The following is a 16585-nucleotide window of genomic DNA, read 5'->3' as shown; positions in this document are numbered from 1 at the left end:
ACCCCACCGTCACCTCGCCCTACGGCCCGCCCGAGGACCGGCCGCGCCGAAGTGGGCGTGCCACCGTCGCGTTGGTCGTGGTCGCGGTGGTCGTCGCGCTCGCCGCCGGAGGGTCGGTGTACGCGCTCCTGGACGGCGGGGGCAGCCCCGATCCCGGGCCGACAGCCGTCGGGACCACCGGCGCGTCCACGACCTCCGAACCGCCCACTGCCGAATCCTCGTCCCCGACGCCCTCGGCCGCGCCCTCCGACGGGGCGATCCCGGCCGCGTACCTGGGCACGTGGACGACAACGATCGACAACGCGAACGGGCAGCACGCCCGTCGGCTCACCCTCCAGCAGGGCGAGGTGGGCGACACGGTCCTGTCCCTCACCGCCGACGGACCTGCCGAGGACGGCGGCAGCTACCACTGCGTCTTCGAGGCCGGGTTGGCCGAGCAGCCGAGTGCCGACGGCCCCGTGCGGATCGGACCGTCCACGGTGACCGTCGGTGAACCGGCCACCGCCTGCACCCCCGGCGCGGCGACCGAGATCACCCTGCAACCGGACGGCAGGCTGCAGCGGGTGAACGCGACCACCGGGGAGAAACTGACGTACCGGCGCCAGTGACGTCTACCGGGCCACGACCGAAGTCCCGTTTCCCGTGGGTAAGTTGAACGTACAGCGAACATCGGGGCGAAGGGCCTGACGTGCCCTTCGGGCAGACGTACGGTGATCCCACCATTCGGCTCTGGGAGTGGCGGGGGACCACCGGTGGAGTGGCTGACCAATGAGAACGTCATCGCTGTGGGCACGTCCGTCGTCGGTGTCCTCGTACCCCTCGCGATGTTCCTGTACGACCGCCGGGTGCCGCGCCAGAAGCGGATCGGCTACCGCGTACAGATGGACAGCCCCATAGGTGACGGGGCGTCTCCCAACCCCCGCCTCGGGGACTTCGACGTCCCGAACATGGCCGACGCCTCGCTCGTCCTGCTGCGCATCGAGAACGACGGATCGCAGAGCATCGCCCGCGACGACTACACCGCATTCGAGGCCTACGGCCTGACCGCCGAGTTCACGGGACGCACGGTACAGGCCGTCGCGGTCACCCAGCCGTCCGGTATCGAGCACCTGGGCAGCCACTTCAGGCGCGGCAACGGGTTCGAGCACGACGGCAACAAGGTGTACGTCCCGCGTGTCCCGCTCAATCCCGGTGACCACTTCAAGCTGCTCGTGCTGCTCTCCGGTGGTCGGGTGAACGGCGAGGTCAAGCTGATCGGTGACATCCAGGACGGCCGGGTCCATCGCAACAGGGCTCCCAAGCCGGACGAGAAGCAGCGCACGTTCAGCCTCCCGGCCCAGCTGGTCAGCGGCGCGCTCGCACTTGCTGTGCTCGGCCTCGCCGGCATCATCCTCCTGCGAGACGGCAACCCCATCGAGTGCGAGCAGGGCGAGCTGACCGTGACCGGCTCGACCGCCTTCGAGCCGGTCATCGAGAAGCTCGCGAAGCAGTACGAGAAGAAGTGCGAGGGCGCGGACATCTCGGTCGAGACGCGCGGCAGCGAGGCCGGCGTGGCCGAACTCGCCCACCTGGCCGAGCAGTCGGAGGAATCCGCCCGGAACGTGATCGCCTTCTCGGACGGCCCGATGGGCAAGCGCTGGAACCTGAAGGGGGAGAAGGTCGCGCTGTCCGTCTTCACCCTCGTCGTCCACAAGGACGACGAACCCGGCAAGGACGTCGATCTCGGCTCGGGCGGCCTGTCCCTGCAGGAGGTGCGGGACATCTACGCGGGCAAGTACACGCGCTGGGGAGAGGTCCTGCCGAAGGAGGAGGCGATCGCCGACCTGCCCATCGTCCTGGTCAGCCGGGGGGACGAGTCGGGCACGCGGCAGATCTTCCAGGAACGGGTGCTCGGCGACTGGGAGAAGGCACAGAGCACGTCACTGGACTGCAGGCCGCCCGAGCCCGTCGGCGACGCGGTCACCCGCTGCGAACTCGCCTCCACCAAGGACGTACTGGACATGGTCGAGGACCAGCCCGGCGCCATCGGCTACAGCGAACTCACCTCCGCCGCGGAGCGGAAGGGCGTGCACATGGTCGCCCTGGGCGGCGACAAGCCCGACGACCGGCAGATCGAGCAGGGCGGCAGTCACTATCCGTACAAGGACATCGAGTACGCCTACACCCACGGCACCCCACGCCCCGGCTCCCTCGCCGCGAGCTTCCTCGCCTACTTCGACGAGTCCACCAGCCAGAAGGTGATCCGGGAAAAGGGCCATCTGCCGTGCCTGCGGGACCCGAAGCTGTGCGAGTAAGTCAGCCCGCGGACTGACGAGGTGGCGGGTGCCGCACGCCCGTGCCGCCCTGGGGGTCCCCCAGGCCCTTAATGCCGCGTTCCTCAAAGGATGTACACATATCGGCGGCGTAAGCGCCTGGTGGGTGGTGCGGGTGTGCCCCAGATCCAGGGTCGGGCGCGGGCGTTGAGCTGGTCGGTGGCGACGCGGGTGGCGTGATGTGACACTCCTCCGGCTGGCACGAAGCGAGCATAGTAACCGAGCGTTACAGCTGGCGCGGAATACCGAAGCCGTCCCGCCAAAGTCACCACGGGCTGGAAATTCCCACACCCGCCGACCGGCGGCGCTCGGGGGCGCCCGGAGGGAGCGCAATTTTCCCCACGTGCTCCCAGCCGCCTGTGGACGATCGTGCGACCGAGGGCCTCCGGCCCTCCGGCCATTGCAGAATGAGGCGACACAAGTGGTCGAAACCGGCGCTTCGGCGCAGGTCAGCCACACTGCTTGAGGGGGGACGTCTCAGCCGCGATGGGGCGTGACGCGCGCCGGTCGCATCAAGCGATACGCGGCTCGGAGCGCAGACGGCCATGACGGCGGGATGTGCCGCCCGTCCGCGCGCCACATGGCACGGAGTCAACAAGGGGGGAAAGTCAGTGGGGGAGATTTCCGATCGCATCGAAGCGCTCGTGGCCACGCGGCACGGTCGGCTCGCCGAGGTCGACACCGAGATCGGTGCGTGGTCCGAGGCCGAGGCCGGCCTCGCCAGAATCGCGAAGTCGCTCGAGGCTCCGACAGGACGGGCCGAAGGAGCCGCGGCGGAAGAGGCCGCCGTCCTCGCCGGGTTGCGGAGCGAGGTGGCGGCGACGCTGGAGGATCTGCGCGCGGCGCGCTGCCGGTTCGTGCGACCCACGATCAACATCGGCGTGAGCGGCAAGGCCAGGGTGGGGAAGAGCACGCTGCTCCAGAGCGTCTCGGGGCTGTCGGACGACCAGATACCCACGGGGCCGCATGTGCCGGTGACCGCCGTGCGGAGCAGGATCATGCAGAGCGACCGGCGTCGGGTCCTGCTGCGCATGCACAGCCCCGAGTCGTTCCTGGCGGATGTCGTCGCCCCGTATCATCAGGATCTCGGACTGGAGGGCATGCCCCGCACGGTGGAGGAGTTCCGGCACTGGACATATCCCCGGCCGGATCCGGACGACCCTTCCCAGCACAGCGACAACGCCCTACTGGTGAACCTCAGGAGCATTCAGGCGTCGCTCGACTCGTACGCGGATCTGCTCACCGGCAGCCAGATCGAGCGCGGATTGGAAGGGTTGCGGCCTTTCGTGGCCTATCCGACCCGCGAGGAGGTGTCGGCCGGCACGACGCACCGGCCGCACCTGGCCGTTCGCGAGGCGATCATCGAGAGCCCCTTCCCGCACGGGGATGTCTCGCGGTTGGTCGTCGTCGATCTGCCGGGCCTCGGCGAGGTGGCGTCCGGCGCGGAGGAGCGGCATGTGCGCGACCTCCGCCACGATGTGGACGCTGTACTGCTGGTGGTACGGCCAAGTACTACCGCCGCCTACTACACCAACGCCGACGACAGGGCTCTGAAGCTCCTGGACAAGGCGCGTGGCCATGTGCGTACCCCCGGCCACTACGTCCACTTCGTCATCAACCACGGCGGGGAGTCGACCGGGGGCATCGAAGCGCTCCGGAACGATCTGCGGACCCGCGTAAATGCCAGCACGGACGGCGGGTTCTACCAGGTCCTGGAGACCAACGCCATCGACCCGGCCGTGGTCAACGAGACCCTACTCATCCCCCTGCTGGAGTCACTGTCGCGAACCCTGCCGGAGATGGACGACGAGGTGTACTCCGGAGTGATGGCACGAGCCGCGGACGCTGCCCGCCGCATATCCGAAGCTCTGCCGCAGCTCCTCGCCGGCCGGGCCGGGGCCGACGAGCTGGCACATCTTGAACAGGAGTTGCTCCAGCAGCGGGCGGCGGAGCTGCGCTGGAAGGTGGACCAGCGGCTGCGGGCAGTGGTCGAGGAGCTGTGGCGCGCCGCCCATCGCGACGGCGTGGACGAGCGGTACACCAACGCCGTTGAGGCCGTCTTCGACGAGGTGCGTGCCTGGGCGGAGGACGGCTTCGGCAAGGGCACGGCCCGCTGGCAGGAGGAGGCACGGCTCATCATGCCCACCGAGCGCGCTGCCTCGCCCTTTCTCGTTGAGGAGATGCACCGGGTACGGGTCGAGGTGACCCGGCGCTTCCGGTCCCTGGACGACTTCTTCAACGAGCAGCTCGCCCGCACCTGGGAGGACATCGCGGAGGCCTTCCGCGAGCCCTGCGCGCCCCTGCTGGGCAAGGCCACCGGCAAGCAGGCGCTGCACCACCTGGAAGGCCGTCTGCGAGCGTCTTCCTGTCCGGTCCTCGCGGACGCCGTGCGCGACCTGTTGCAAACCCGCCTGGACTACCGCACCCATCTCCACCCGCGAGTGCGGGAGGAGCTGGACGGATTCAGCTTCGAAGGCGTCGATCCCGACACCGGGCGGCCGAGGGTGGCCCTGCTGGCCCCGGCGGACGAGGCGGGGGTCGAGCTGCTCGAACAGCAATTGCGGGAGCGTACCCACAAGGCCGCCTTCGAGACCATGGTCGCCCTGCAGCGCGAAGCCGTGCTTCCCGCCCTGGTGCTCTACGCGGCGGTCAAGCAGTTCGAGGACGAGCTGATTCTCTCCGCCGACTCACGGCGGGAGTTCCTGCGGCTGGCGCGCAACCACCGCGACCTGCTGTGGCCCGACGACTTCGGGCAACTGGAGGCGTCCGCGAAGCGGGCGCACGACCTGGCGGAACTCGCGCACGGGGTCGGCGAGGCCCTCGCGCGGCATGCGGCGCGGGGAGATGAGGGCGCATGAGCGGCGGTCGCGTAGCTTTCGACATCGGGCTGGTCGGTCCGAGTGGCGTGGGGAAGACCTCGCTGATCAGCGCCGTTTTCCTCGCCGGGCAGGATGTACTGGCGGGCAGCGGCGTCACGGTGGTCGCTGACGACGAACCGACGGCCGGCCTGATGGCGTACCACGCCGATGCGCTGGCGGGTGTGGTGCAGCGTGGTCAGTTCGTGAGCGAATCTCTGTCAGCCAGCAAAGAAGTCGTTGACTTCCGGCTGCGCATGGACCCCGGACTGCCCGACGGCGGCATCGCCCTGCACATCAAGGACTACCCGGGAGGCTGGCTGGATCCCAAGGCGCGCCAGGACAGTGCGGGCATCAAGAAGTCCTGGGAACCGCTCCAGGACTTCATGCTGCGCAGCTCCGTCCTGCTGGTGCCCGTCGACTCGCCTTCGATCATGGAGGCGGTGACGCCACGTCAGAGCCGCGCCGTGCCGATGCTGCTGCGCCTGCACGACACCATGCAGGTGCTGCGCCTGTGGGCCAGGGGCCGCGCGGCGGCGCCGGAGTCCCCGGCTCTGGTGATCTTCGTGCCGGTCAAGTGCGAGACCTACGTCCGCCCAGCCCATGACCACCACCGCGCCCGCCGCTCCGACCGCTCCGTCGAGCTCTACGAGCAGTTCCGTACCACATACGCCGGCTGCATGAAGGCGGTTCGCACGGAAGCGCCACACGCCCACATGCTCTACCTGCCCATCGACACCCTCGGCTGCGTGGACCGTGTCTATGTGACCTGGCCGCCAGACCCTGACACCGGCGTGCGATGTGAGCCCCACTTCCGCATCGTCAACGACGGCAAGCGCGACATCCGAGGTGTCGACGACCTGCTGATCGCCCTGTGCCGTATCCTCACCGAAGCTCGTAGGAAGGCCGAGCAGGACCACGAGCGGACCCTGACCGAGCAGCACCGGGCCTCTCAGTCATACGCCAATCGGGACCGCGGCCTCGTGGGCAACTTCTTCCGCGCCGCCGACAACGTCATCGCCGGGCGGATCGGGCGGTCCGAACTCATCAGGCTGACCGAGCCGGACGCCCCGCTCTCCCTCCTTCGGTGGCTGCGCATCGCGGGGCTCGGCCAGTGGGCGCGTGAACAACAGACCTCCGACCGGATCGGCCAGGAACGTCTGCGGGCCCTGGAGGCTCTCCATAACCTGCAGGCCGTTGTCGACGACCTGGCCAAGCAGGACTACAGCGATCGGGTGCGCCGCCTGTGAGCCGCTGGGCGCGAGGGGAGGTGTGAGCATGTACGCCTACGTCAAGATGCGCGGCGAGGGGGTCAACGAGGAGTACGACTTCCTCGGCGGCGAACCGGAAGAGGAGTGGTGGTCCGACTTCAAGGACCTGGTGAACTGGAACGGGCAGGGGCTGTGTGTCAGGGCCCGCGCCGGCGAGTGGTCCTTGTACCTGACCCCCATCTCCTCGGGGCGGCGTGACAGCCGGGGACGGCCCCGCCACTTCATGGTGGCCCTGGACGGCGCGTGCGGTGATCCCGAGGTGACGGAGGTGGCGCTGCCGCTTGTCGGAGTGTGGCTGGAGGAAGTCGTGGGTGCGGCGGCCTCGGCGCGCCTCAGCCAGGCCTTCTCGGCGGCCTTCCCCGACGACGCCGTTAGGCGGCTGCGCGGGCGGCACCAACCGGAGCATCAGCGGGAGCGGAGCCACCGGTTCGAGGCGGCGGTACGGCACTTGGAAGTGGCTCGATACTCCCAGCCCGGGGAGCGTCCGAATACCGTACCGGACGTGTGGTCCGGCGTGCTGGGGGACAGCGACGACCGGCAGGTCTTCCTCGACCGCGTGGCCTGGTTGCTCGCGGGCCGCCATGAGGGTGTCGCGATCACGGGCGACCTGGTCTACGAGTCCGACGTCAGGGAGGAATTCGCGCGGTACGGTCCCCTCCGCAGACTCCGCGAAGCCTGGCCCGGCGCGGCGCTGACGCTGCTCGTCCGGGCCGGTGAGCGCCCAGCGCCGGCGCCCCCGCCTACGCCCACCCCGGTCACGTCGTCGGCCGAAGGCGAGGTGGGGCAGGGAAAAGTGACGGCGCCTCCGGAGACCGCGGGCCACTACCGCAGTCCGGACCGGCAGATCACCGAGCGCTTTCTGCGGCGGATGGCGTGGAGTTGCGCGGCGCTGACGGTGCTGCTGGTGGCGGTCGTAGTGCTGATCGTCACGGTCACCGTGTAGGCGACGCTTCCCGTGCCCCCGAACTGGACTATGGGTACCAGCCCGAATGGAAGCGCATGGGGCTCCTCCTCGACGATGCCATGACCGAGTGGACGGTGTCGGAGTGGCGCGCCCACGAGTGTCATCTGCGGCCGGTCCGGGATGAGGCCTCGGCGGGCGCGGTCGCTGCCGTGCTGCGTATTCAGCCCTTCAGGGTGGCCTCCCCCGTGGGTGACCTGCGCCCGGCGCTGGACGTCATCGGGGTGCTCACAAGAGCCAATCAAAAGTTCTCTCGCATCGTCGCGTCCGTGGACGCCCACGTCCTGCAAGTCCTCCGATGGCACGCCCGTGTCGAACTGGTGCTGATGCGACCGGACGGGCACCGCCGGACGGCCACGACCGAGGACGCGGTCCTGACCCGTATCGATGCCCACTTCGACTGCACCGACACTGATCCGCCCGACGACCCGTGCCGGATCGAGGTACGCCTGTGGAAATGAAGAAAGCCTCGGATGTCAACGAGCGTGACGAGGCACGCAATCTCAGCAACCAGGGAGCCGCCTGCCTGCGGCTCTTCGAGGAACTGGTCAGCGAGTATCTGCGGCGGCTTCAGGCCGCTGGCCGGTTGGACACCGGCGCAGCCGGCCGGTTCACCTTCTTCCTGCCCCCGCAGGCGGTAGAACTGCTCCAGCGAGCGCGGGACCACTACCTGGCCGCGCTTCGCCTCATGCCGAAGGAGGAAGCCGGGAACCTGGCCGTCCTGCATCACCAACTCGGGGGTATCTACAAGCACTTGGACGAGGCCGAACGCGCCGAATACCACCTGGGAGAGGCCATCCGGCTGCATGCCGCCGTCGGCGACGGATTCCGCTGTGGGCAGTCGCACCACGACCTGGCCGAGACGATGGTGCACCGGGGCCGGCGTTATGCGCAGGCGCTGACGCACGCGAGAGCGGCACTGGAGCTCTTCCAGCAGGCCGGCTCCGGCGCCGCGCGGGAGGCCCACCGTACCGCCCGACTCGTCGCCGAGCTGGAGTCGTACCTGTCATGACCGTCACCCGCCGGGAGGCCGTTCCCTGGACGTGCCCCGCCTGCGACACCCGGCAGCACGCCCGATTGCCCGTAATCCTCGACGCGTCGGCCGACGAGTCCGCACTCGCCGAGCTGAGCCGTGGCGAGTCGCACGACGCCGCATGCGAGAGGTGCCGGAAGGTGAGCACGGTGTCCGTCGGATTCCTCGCCGTGCGTCCTCTTCCCCCGTATCTCGTGTACTTCGCGCCGCCGCACACAAGCGCGGCCGTGGACAGCGCGGAGGAGCGCCGGCTGCGGCAGTTCCTCGGACAGACGGATTCCGGAGTCCCCCACTTTCCCCTCTCGATGGCGCCGATCATGCTCGGTGTCGCGAGCGGCGAGGCCTCCGGCAGCTTCCGGACGAAGGGCCACGGGCCACGTGTCGAGCCGCCCGCCGTGGCCGAACTGATAGCGCGTATCGGCGCGCTGGGTGACACCCGCGACGACGACGAGGCGACCGCGGTGGCCGAGCGGCTCGCCGACCAGGCGCTGACCCTGGTCACCAGGGAGACGCCCCCGGAGGCACGCAGCCTGATCCGGCTCCTGCTCGCCGGTGCTCTGCTGAACCGCACCCAGCCGACCCCATGGGACGTCGAGCGTGCGATCGGCGTCCTCAGCCACGCGATCGTGAAGGACTGCGGACCGGATACGCCACCGGGGACGCTTGCCTCGATCCACAGCGACCTCGCCCGCGCCTACGCCCGACGTATGTGCGGCCGTCCGGACCTCAACGAACACCTCGCGCGCAGCCATGGCGAAAGCGCCGTCGAGCTGTTCGAGCGCTCCGGCGACCGGCTCGCCTGGGCGGTCTGCGCCTCGAACTTGGCCACCGACCTGATAGCGACGCGTTCCGGCGAGCGCACCAGCTGTCTCGAGCGCGCGGTGGCCCTGCTCGAAGCGGCCGTCGAGGTCGCGCCTCCGGGCCACCGGGAGTGGTGCGACATCGCCAGCAACTTGGGTCAGGCCCATGCCGCCCGCGCCACCGGCGACGACATGGTGAACTTCGCCAGGGCGCGGCAGTGGTACGCGCGGGTCGCCGAGGCCGAGGGCATCGAGGACAACCCACGAGGGTACGGCGACACCCACTACAAGCTGGGCATGCTCATCCTCAAGCAGCGCCGCGACCCACAAGAAGCCCTGATCCATCTCGAGGAGGCACGCCGGGGATACGAGCGGGCCGGCCACGGCCAGTTGTCCTCCGTCCACCTTGGTATGAGCACCGCGTACGCGATGCTCGGCCGCTCCGCCGACCACATCGCCGCGCTGGAGAAGGCGCAGGAGTTCCGCAGCCCGGAGCTCCATCCCGCCGAGTGGGCGCGCGTGCACGCCTCCCTGGCCACGGCGAGAATGGACACCAGCTCCCTGACATCGCTGGCCGAGGGGACGGCCGCCCTGCACGAGGCGCTGGAGGCGCTCGAACGCGCCAAGGCCGGCCCGCTCGAAGCAGCCATGCTCCACGATCGCCTCTCCGATGTCTGGGGTGCCCGGCAGGCGCTCGGCGAGCAGGGGGCCAGAGCCCAGCAGATCGCCGAGCTGACGACGGCGGCCGGGCTCAGCCGGGACAACGCGCACATGCACCGGGACGTGGCACGCAGGCTCGGCGCACTGCACGCCGCGTCGGGCGACTGGCCGGTCGCGGCCGACGCGTACCGGAGCGCGGTGGCAGCCGCCGACGAGCTGTTCAACACGATGCTGCTCGACACCGCCCAGCGGCGATTGCTGGCTTCGTCTGCGACACTCCGGCACGAGGCCTGCCACGCGCTGGCCCGGGCGGGACGGCTCCCCGAGGCGGTCGTCATGGCGGAGTCGGCCCGGGCCAGGATCATCGGACAGACTCTCGAGCAGACCAACGCCGACCTGGAGGATGTCAAGGCCGGGCACCCTGCGGCCTATCGGGCGTTCGCGGACGCCGCCGAACGCTTCGCCGCGGTGAGCAGCCTGAATCGTGACTTCTTGGCAGAGGGGGACGGAGACGATGTCCAAGCACGTGCCCTCCAGCTCAGCACCGAACTCGCCCAAGCGCGCGAGGCGCTGCGAAAGGCGATCACCCGCATCCAGGGTCTGCCGGGCAAGGCCCAGTTCCTGAAGCGGGCGGACTTCGGCGAGATCGCCGCCCGGACTGGTACGAGCACCGCGCTGTCGTATGTCATCGCCACACGCCGCGGATCAGTGGCCCTGTTGGTGACCACCGGCACCGGAGGCGAGCCCGCTGCCGCCGCCGTCTTTGATGACGTCACCTCCGCAGACGTGGCGGAGGCCGTCCAAGCGCACGCCGATCCTGCCGACGCCGCAATGGCGGGCGTAGTCCGCGTTCGCGGCCTCATGACGAAACTCGCGGCTGCGATACCTGAACGGATCGCTCGCCTGGATCTGCTCGCATGTGGGCAGTTGGGCCTCCTGCCGGTGCATCAGGGGGCACTCGGGCGTGTGCACGTCTCGTACGCGCTGTCAGCGCAGACGATGAGCGCCTATGATCCCTCCGCCCGCTGCGCGTCGGTGCTGACGGTGGGAGACCCGCTCGGGGACATGGAGGCAGCCGCCGAGGAGGCACGGGCGGTCGCCCGCTTGGCCCCCCGTCCGATCCTGCTGGTGGGCGAGGCTGCGCGGATCGAGGAGGTCCTTCGGCACCTTCGCGAGGACCGCTTCGACATCGTCCACCTGGCCTGCCACGGCTTCTACGACGACAGCGGGCCGCTGAGCTCGGGACTGAAGCTGGCCGACGGCCCGCTGACCCTTCGTGCGCTCCTCGACGACCGGGCCCGCACACTGCAGGGGACCCGGCTCGTGGTGATGTCGGCGTGCGAGAGCGCCGTGGTCGGCACAGAGAACCCGGACGAGGCGCTGGGCCTGCCCGCGGCGATGGCACAGGCGGGGGCTGCATGCGTGGTGGGGTCGCTGTGGCGCGTCGACGACATCGCCACCCAGGCGCTCATGATCCGGTTCCATGAACTGCTCCGGGGCGAGTCCGGGGCGCGGATCGACCAGGCTCTGGCCGAGGCGCAGCGCTGGCTGGCCGGAGCGACTCCGCCGGTGCTGAGGGAGAAACTGCCCATGGCGCCGGGTACTCGCGCACGTCTCAACCTGTTCGACGATGACGAGCACCCGTTCGGCGACTCGCGGTACTGGGCGGCGTTCGTCGCGGTGGGGAGATGACATGACCGATGCTCAGGCGTCGTTCCAGGACCGGCTGGCGGCGGACCGCGTGGAGAACATGGCCAACCACGAGAAGATCGTCTTCTACGAGCTGGTGGGGAGCGAAGCCGTACGCCGCAGCGGCGACCCGCACACCACCGGAGGGCATCTCGCCCACCTGGGACTTCTGTACGCGTACGAATCACGCTTCGAGGAAGCCGTCCTCTACACCACCGAGGCCGTCGCGATCCTCAAGGAGATCGGCGACGAGCTGGGCGCGGCGAAGGCGACCCTCGACATGGCGGTGGCCCACGCGTCCGCCGGAGACCTCCGACGCGCCGAACCGCTCTTCGGGCAGGCGCTGGAGTACGCCGTGGCAGCCGACGCGCGAGAACTGCTCCGGCTCGCCTGCGCCAACCTGGTGACCCTGCACAAGAGCCTGGCCGACGGTGGCGACGACGCCCGTCGGCGCCTCGCGGAGGTCGAGCGCCGTGCCCTCGCAGCCGGTGACGACCACAACGCGATCCGCGCCGCCCGCACCCTCGCGGAGAGCTACACCCGTGCGCACGAGCAGCACCTGGCCGTGGCGGCGTGCGAGCGGGCGCTCGTCCGTGCCTGCCAGGTGGACGATCCTCAGTGGACCGACCTGGGACTGCTCCTGCCGTTGGGTGAGAGCACGTCCGCCGAGGTGCTCTCCGTGTACCGCACGCGGCTTCTCCAGTCCGCGGAGCTGCACGAGCGGCTCGGCTACACCGAGACCGCCGCCGAACACCGGCGGCGGCTCGACACGATCAACGGACTGGCCACGGGAAGGGAGACGTGATGGGGAAAATGCGAGTCGATCTGGAGCTGCCGGACGACCCGAGGCTGATCGATGTCGATCTGGTGGAGGTGGAGCGCCGCGACCCACTGCCCCCTGACAGCGGTGCCCGTTGCGCCCTCGGGGTTCCGATCGTTCGGGACCTCGGCAGCGAGGACGGCGTGATCGTCCTGGCCGTGGCAATCCCGTGCAGCTTCGACGCCACCGACGAGCCCATTGTGCGCGCCTCGGTCACCGCCGGCCTCGCCTGTGTCGACGGCTCCGACGACCATCCTCTTGCGTACGGGCTCCAGCCTGCCGCACAGGGACATCCGGCCAAGCGGCGAGCGGTCTCCTTCTCCTTCGAACTGTCCCTCACCCCCGCGCTCACTGTGGACGTTGCGCCATCCGCCGACGGCCCGGTCACCGAGCCCTATGTGCTCGCGTACGGCGAGGGCAGCCGCGAGCCGGAATGGCGTTTTCGCCGGACGTCCACCGCAAACATCGACGGCATTGAGTGGCTCGCCATGCTGGTGGTCGCGTCGACCACGTGCGGGGCCGAACTGAGCCTCGCTCTGGCCGCGTCGGTACGCAGACGCACCATGAAGATCATCCCCTACACGGCCCGGCTTCCCTCCCAGCTGAGCCGGATCCGCCTCACCGGCTGACCACCCGGTCGACGGACCTGCCAGCAGCCCGCATGGCGGAACCACGAGCCCGGCACAGCCCCGGTCGGCTCTACGGCTTTACTGACTTCGGCGTATTAGTACTCCAGCAGGATTTCGCTGTCTGACCTGCGGGTTTCACTGGGCGGCTGGAGTGTAGCGGGCTGCGGAGTGGTCAGGGGTGGTCTTCGGGAGGCCGCCCCTCGATCGTGCGACAGCGCCGCAGGTAGTGACAGGGGTGCTGGGCAGTCTCCCTACGTGATCACCGCGCGTGTTGCCGAGCAGTGGGACCTGGAACTGGACGATCTCTTCGTGACCGTCGGCCATCGCTTCGGCCGGGTGGAACTACGCCGCCGCATGCGCGACTACGTACGTGGTCTGCTCGCCCCGGTGGCCCGGAAGAACAGCTGGCAACTGGCCGAGGAGGCAGGTCATGCTACTCCTGACGGCCTGCAGCACTTGCTCGCCGGAGCGAAGTGGAACCCCGACGACATCCGTGACGACCTGCAGGAATACGTCGCCGACAAGCTTGGCAAGAACGATGGAGTCCTCATCATCGACGACACCGGGTTCATCAAGAAGGGCATCACCTCTGCCGGGGTTCAGCGTCAGTACTCCGGGACTGCCGGCCGCACCGAGAATTGCCAGATCGGTGTCTTCGCCGCCTACGCCACGGCCCTGGGCCGGGCCCTGGTCGACCGCGAGCTCTACCTGCCCAAGACCTGGACCGAGGACCGCGAACGCTGCCGCGCGGCCAAAGTCCCTGACGAGCAGGTATTCGCCACCAAGGGCGAGTTGGCCCGGCACATCGTGCTTCGGTCCCTCGCCTCGCCGCTGCCTATTGCCTGGGTCACCGCGGACGCCGCCTACGGACAAGAGAGCCGCTTCCGCCGGCTGCTGGAACAGTCGGGCGTCGGCTACGTGCTGGCCGTGCCCAAGTCCCAGTTCACCGTGGGCTGTCCCCGCATCGACGGCCTCTTCGCTCAGGCCCCGGCCGAAGCGTGGGAGAGGATCTCGCGCGGAGACATGGTGGCGGCCGCCGTGATCCCACCGAACTCTGCTGAGCAGTTCAACAGGTTCACCCCGCTGTTCAAGCGGTTTGGTGACGCGCTGCTGGCGATCTGGAGGGCCGAGACCCAGCTCGCGCATCCGACACTCACCGCGGCACAGTGCTTTTTCGACGACACCGGGCCTGACACCGTGCGGCTCTACGACGAGCCGACCTACCGCGAGGGCGCGCCCAGCCCAGCAGACAGGTCGCCATACATCGCCTTCGTGGTGCTGTGGTGCGCCATGTACGCCTTCAACCAGCTCCTACCCGACCAGCCGTGGAGCGACGAGCTCCAGCGGATCGCCGACGCCGGGGGCATCGACGACTCCGTAATGGAAGGGGCCATGTAGGACGAGCAGGGGCAGACCCGTCACGGGGGGAAACGAGCCTGCCCCTGCACGATGGCGCCCGCGTACCTCCCCCCGGAGAGTAGGCGCCTCGACCCCGCCCAGGGGTCACTCTCTTCAGCGGCCCATGCGACTGGAGTGTCACGGGTGACTGCCGATGGTTGCCAAGCCAACACTCATGTGCTCGGCGATACTTGCGAACGCCACAACCACGTCACATCCTCTCCATAGTCGGCGCATCGCGCGTCAGAATGCGCGTGCCCGACATCAGCGCAGGGGGGAAGCAATGTCCGCGTACAGGGATGTGCAGACGGCCGTCAGAGTCGAGAAGTTCCGCATCTGGTTCGCCTGGGCGTGCGGCGGCTTCATCATGCTGGCCATCGCCCTCGCAACCCAGGACATCCGCATCATCAGCGTCATCACGCAGGTGCTGTTCCTCGCCGGCGGCATCGCCTTCACCATCACCGCCGTACGCATGACCAACGCCCTCAACCGCAAGGCCGAAGCTGCGCGCCGTGAAGTCCTCGGGGATATGTAAGCCAGCTCGCTCGCACAGAACGGAACCGCATGACCGTCTACATCACCGCACGCGGCGACCGGTACCACGCCGACCCCGAATGCGGGCACATCACCGGCCCTCAGAACACCGCACGCACCATGGGCTGGACTGTCCACCCCGCACAGGAAGTCTCCCTCTCCGAGGCCCAGGAACGAGGCAAGACCGAGCCGTGCCCTACCTGCGGCCCCGCCGGAACATAGCCCCCAGGCGCACACTGGCAGGGTGAGCACCACGCGCACCGGCAGAGACGGACGGACCGTCGTCACCACAGCCCAGGCTGCATTCGAACCTCAACTCCTGCTCTGAACTGCGAATTTCAGCGCTTGAAACGGGGTCAGGGCTTGGTGGCGGTGAGGACGCCGATCTTGTCGATGCGGTGTTCGGGGTTGTTCTGTGCGTCCCGCCAGAAGTTGCCCGCCGCGTTGTCCTCGGGCGTGAGGCAGGTGGTCACGGTGATCATCGCGCGGGTGGGGGCGGTGCCGGGGGAGCCGGGGACAGCGGCGCGCTGTGCGTTCATGGAGGCTTGCGACCGGAAGGAGGTCGTCCGGGTCCCGGTGATCGTGTACTCGTACGTCACACCACCGGCGGTCACGAACACGGACGCGCCTGCCGGCAGCGAGGGCAGCGCTCGCAGTGGCCCGCCTGCCGAGACGCGGTGCCCGGTGACGATGTAGTTGCCCACGTCGCCGGGGCCGACGCCACCGCCGGGGCCGTGCGGGCTGGCGGCCACGCCCTGGTCCTGGATCCGGGTGCCTGGCGCGTCGTCGGGACTGCCCTGGTACGGGACCACAGGCAGTCCGGACACGCCGATGGCGGGAATCGACAGCGTTGCGGCCTGGATGCGGGTGGGGGCCTGGGTGTCTGCCGCGGCCGGGTTGGACGGGGCTGCGGCCGGGCCGGACGGGGCCGCGGGCGTCGTCAGCAGGCCATACATGGGCACCGCGGCGTCGGTGCTCGGTCGTTGGGGGGTGCTCTCGGCTGCGGCGCTTTCAGCTGTCGCGCCTGCCAAAGCCGTCAGCGCGAGGACCCCCATGGTTATGGGCACGGCGAAGTTGGCTCGTATTCGCTTCCTTCGAGTGTTCACACCTTCGAACATTAGGGCGGTTCTCCGGCGGAGTCGCGCACATGTGGGTCAATCGGGTGAGAACTGTTCGCTGGACTGCTGGTTCCTGCCTCGAAGCGGCAGTTCTCAGAGGGGGGTCTGTGTAGCGAACGGTGGAACTCGGTCGGTTTTGTTCAGCGGCGTCCGGCGGTGAGCCGGCCGTCGAAGGTGATGTCGAAGGCTTGGAGTGCGGCCTTCCAGCGCATGGTCCAGCGTTTGCGTCCGGTGCCGGTCGGGTCCAGGCTCATTCCTCCTATCCGCTTGAGCTGCGCCGACGTGCGGTGCGCATGGTCGCCGAGGTGCTCGGCGATTACCCGACGGAGTCTGCCGCGCTCAAGGCGGTCGCGCAGAAGCTGGGCATCGGTTCGACCGAGACGCTGCGCAAGTGGGTGCGGCAGGACCAGATCGATTCCGGCCAGCGGCTGGGGACGACGACGGAGGAATCCGCCCAGATCAAGGCGTTGAAGAAGGAGAACGCCGAGCTCAGGCGGGCCAACGA

13 protein-coding genes and 2 pseudogenes are annotated in these 16585 nt (G+C 69.1%); 14 read left to right on the top strand and 1 reads right to left on the bottom strand.

The window, feature by feature from the left end; genetic code table 11:
- The 13 genes and pseudogenes from StrepF001_RS46075 to StrepF001_RS42270 form a co-directional block, all read left to right on the top strand.
- Positions 1 to 608 (top strand): annotated as a pseudogene (locus StrepF001_RS46075) (serine/threonine protein kinase); the annotation flags it as partial.
- A 144-nt stretch (positions 609 to 752) separates the two neighbouring features.
- Entirely contained in the window at positions 753 to 2294 is a 1542-nt protein-coding gene (locus tag StrepF001_RS42330; RefSeq protein WP_129803398.1) for a substrate-binding domain-containing protein, read from the top strand.
- Positions 2295 to 2923: 629 nt separating this feature from the next.
- On the top strand, positions 2924 to 5170 hold the full coding sequence (locus StrepF001_RS42320; protein WP_129803397.1) for a hypothetical protein: 2247 nt from the start codon (positions 2924 to 2926) through the stop codon (positions 5168 to 5170).
- Positions 5167 to 6417, top strand: coding sequence for a hypothetical protein (locus StrepF001_RS42315; protein WP_129803396.1), 1251 nt, complete (start codon positions 5167 to 5169; stop codon positions 6415 to 6417). The genes StrepF001_RS42320 and StrepF001_RS42315 overlap by 4 nt, the downstream gene beginning before the upstream one ends.
- Before the next feature lie 28 nt (positions 6418 to 6445).
- Entirely contained in the window at positions 6446 to 7381 is a 936-nt protein-coding gene (locus StrepF001_RS42310) for a hypothetical protein (protein ID WP_129803395.1), read from the top strand.
- 56 nt (positions 7382 to 7437) lie between these two features.
- The gene (locus StrepF001_RS42305; RefSeq protein ID WP_129803394.1) at positions 7438 to 7860 is read left to right on the top strand and encodes a hypothetical protein; all 423 of its coding nucleotides are present in this window, start codon (positions 7438 to 7440) and stop codon (positions 7858 to 7860) included.
- Positions 7857 to 8411: a hypothetical protein gene (locus tag StrepF001_RS42300; RefSeq protein WP_129803393.1), complete on the top strand. Its 555-nt coding sequence runs from the start codon at positions 7857 to 7859 to the stop codon at positions 8409 to 8411. The genes StrepF001_RS42305 and StrepF001_RS42300 overlap by 4 nt, the downstream gene beginning before the upstream one ends.
- On the top strand, positions 8408 to 11584 hold the full coding sequence (locus tag StrepF001_RS42295) for a CHAT domain-containing protein (protein ID WP_129803392.1): 3177 nt from the start codon (positions 8408 to 8410) through the stop codon (positions 11582 to 11584). Before StrepF001_RS42300 ends, StrepF001_RS42295 begins: the two co-directional genes overlap by 4 nt.
- Position 11585: 1 nt before the next feature.
- Positions 11586 to 12386, top strand: coding sequence for a hypothetical protein (locus StrepF001_RS42290; protein WP_129803391.1), 801 nt, complete (start codon positions 11586 to 11588; stop codon positions 12384 to 12386).
- The gene (locus StrepF001_RS42285; protein ID WP_129803390.1) at positions 12386 to 13030 is read left to right on the top strand and encodes a hypothetical protein; all 645 of its coding nucleotides are present in this window, start codon (positions 12386 to 12388) and stop codon (positions 13028 to 13030) included. The genes StrepF001_RS42290 and StrepF001_RS42285 overlap by 1 nt, the downstream gene beginning before the upstream one ends.
- Positions 13031 to 13318: 288 nt before the next feature.
- A pseudogene (locus StrepF001_RS42280) lies at positions 13319 to 14053 on the top strand (IS701 family transposase); the annotation flags it as partial.
- A 658-nt stretch (positions 14054 to 14711) separates the two neighbouring features.
- Positions 14712 to 14963 carry a hypothetical protein gene (locus tag StrepF001_RS42275; RefSeq protein ID WP_129803389.1) on the top strand — a complete coding sequence of 84 codons (252 nt, stop codon included), beginning with the start codon at positions 14712 to 14714 and terminating at the stop codon, positions 14961 to 14963.
- Between the two features lie 29 nt (positions 14964 to 14992).
- Positions 14993 to 15184, top strand: coding sequence for a hypothetical protein (locus StrepF001_RS42270; protein ID WP_129803388.1), 192 nt, complete (start codon positions 14993 to 14995; stop codon positions 15182 to 15184).
- Between the two features lie 134 nt (positions 15185 to 15318).
- Here the strand turns inward: StrepF001_RS42270 and StrepF001_RS42265 are convergent, their stop codons facing one another.
- On the bottom strand, positions 15319 to 15918 hold the full coding sequence (locus StrepF001_RS42265; RefSeq protein ID WP_129803399.1) for a sortase: 600 nt from the start codon (positions 15916 to 15918) through the stop codon (positions 15319 to 15321).
- 455 nt (positions 15919 to 16373) lie between these two features.
- Here StrepF001_RS42265 and StrepF001_RS42260 point away from each other — a divergent pair.
- A partial coding sequence (locus StrepF001_RS42260) for a transposase (RefSeq protein WP_165396556.1) occupies positions 16374 to 16585 on the top strand: 212 nt, incomplete at its 3' end.

Origin of the sequence: Streptomyces sp. F001, from assembly GCF_004187715.1 — a bacterium.
Lineage (GTDB): Bacteria > Actinomycetota > Actinomycetes > Streptomycetales > Streptomycetaceae > Streptomyces > Streptomyces flavusporus.
Note: the sequence above shows the minus strand (reverse complement) of the source record. Positions and strands in the feature narration are given on the sequence as shown.

Coding starts and splice junctions, on each gene's coding strand:
- StrepF001_RS42315 (WP_129803396.1), top strand. CDS start 5,167: ATGAGCGGCGGTCGCGTAGCTTTCGACATCGGGCTGGTCGGTCCGAGT.
- StrepF001_RS42310 (WP_129803395.1), top strand. CDS start 6,446: ATGTACGCCTACGTCAAGATGCGCGGCGAGGGGGTCAACGAGGAGTAC.
- StrepF001_RS42305 (WP_129803394.1), top strand. CDS start 7,438: ATGGGGCTCCTCCTCGACGATGCCATGACCGAGTGGACGGTGTCGGAG.
- StrepF001_RS42300 (WP_129803393.1), top strand. CDS start 7,857: ATGAAGAAAGCCTCGGATGTCAACGAGCGTGACGAGGCACGCAATCTC.
- StrepF001_RS42295 (WP_129803392.1), top strand. CDS start 8,408: ATGACCGTCACCCGCCGGGAGGCCGTTCCCTGGACGTGCCCCGCCTGC.
- StrepF001_RS42290 (WP_129803391.1), top strand. CDS start 11,586: ATGACCGATGCTCAGGCGTCGTTCCAGGACCGGCTGGCGGCGGACCGC.
- StrepF001_RS42285 (WP_129803390.1), top strand. CDS start 12,386: ATGGGGAAAATGCGAGTCGATCTGGAGCTGCCGGACGACCCGAGGCTG.
- StrepF001_RS42275 (WP_129803389.1), top strand. CDS start 14,712: ATGTCCGCGTACAGGGATGTGCAGACGGCCGTCAGAGTCGAGAAGTTC.
- StrepF001_RS42270 (WP_129803388.1), top strand. CDS start 14,993: ATGACCGTCTACATCACCGCACGCGGCGACCGGTACCACGCCGACCCC.
- StrepF001_RS42265 (WP_129803399.1), bottom strand. CDS start 15,918: ATGTATGGCCTGCTGACGACGCCCGCGGCCCCGTCCGGCCCGGCCGCA.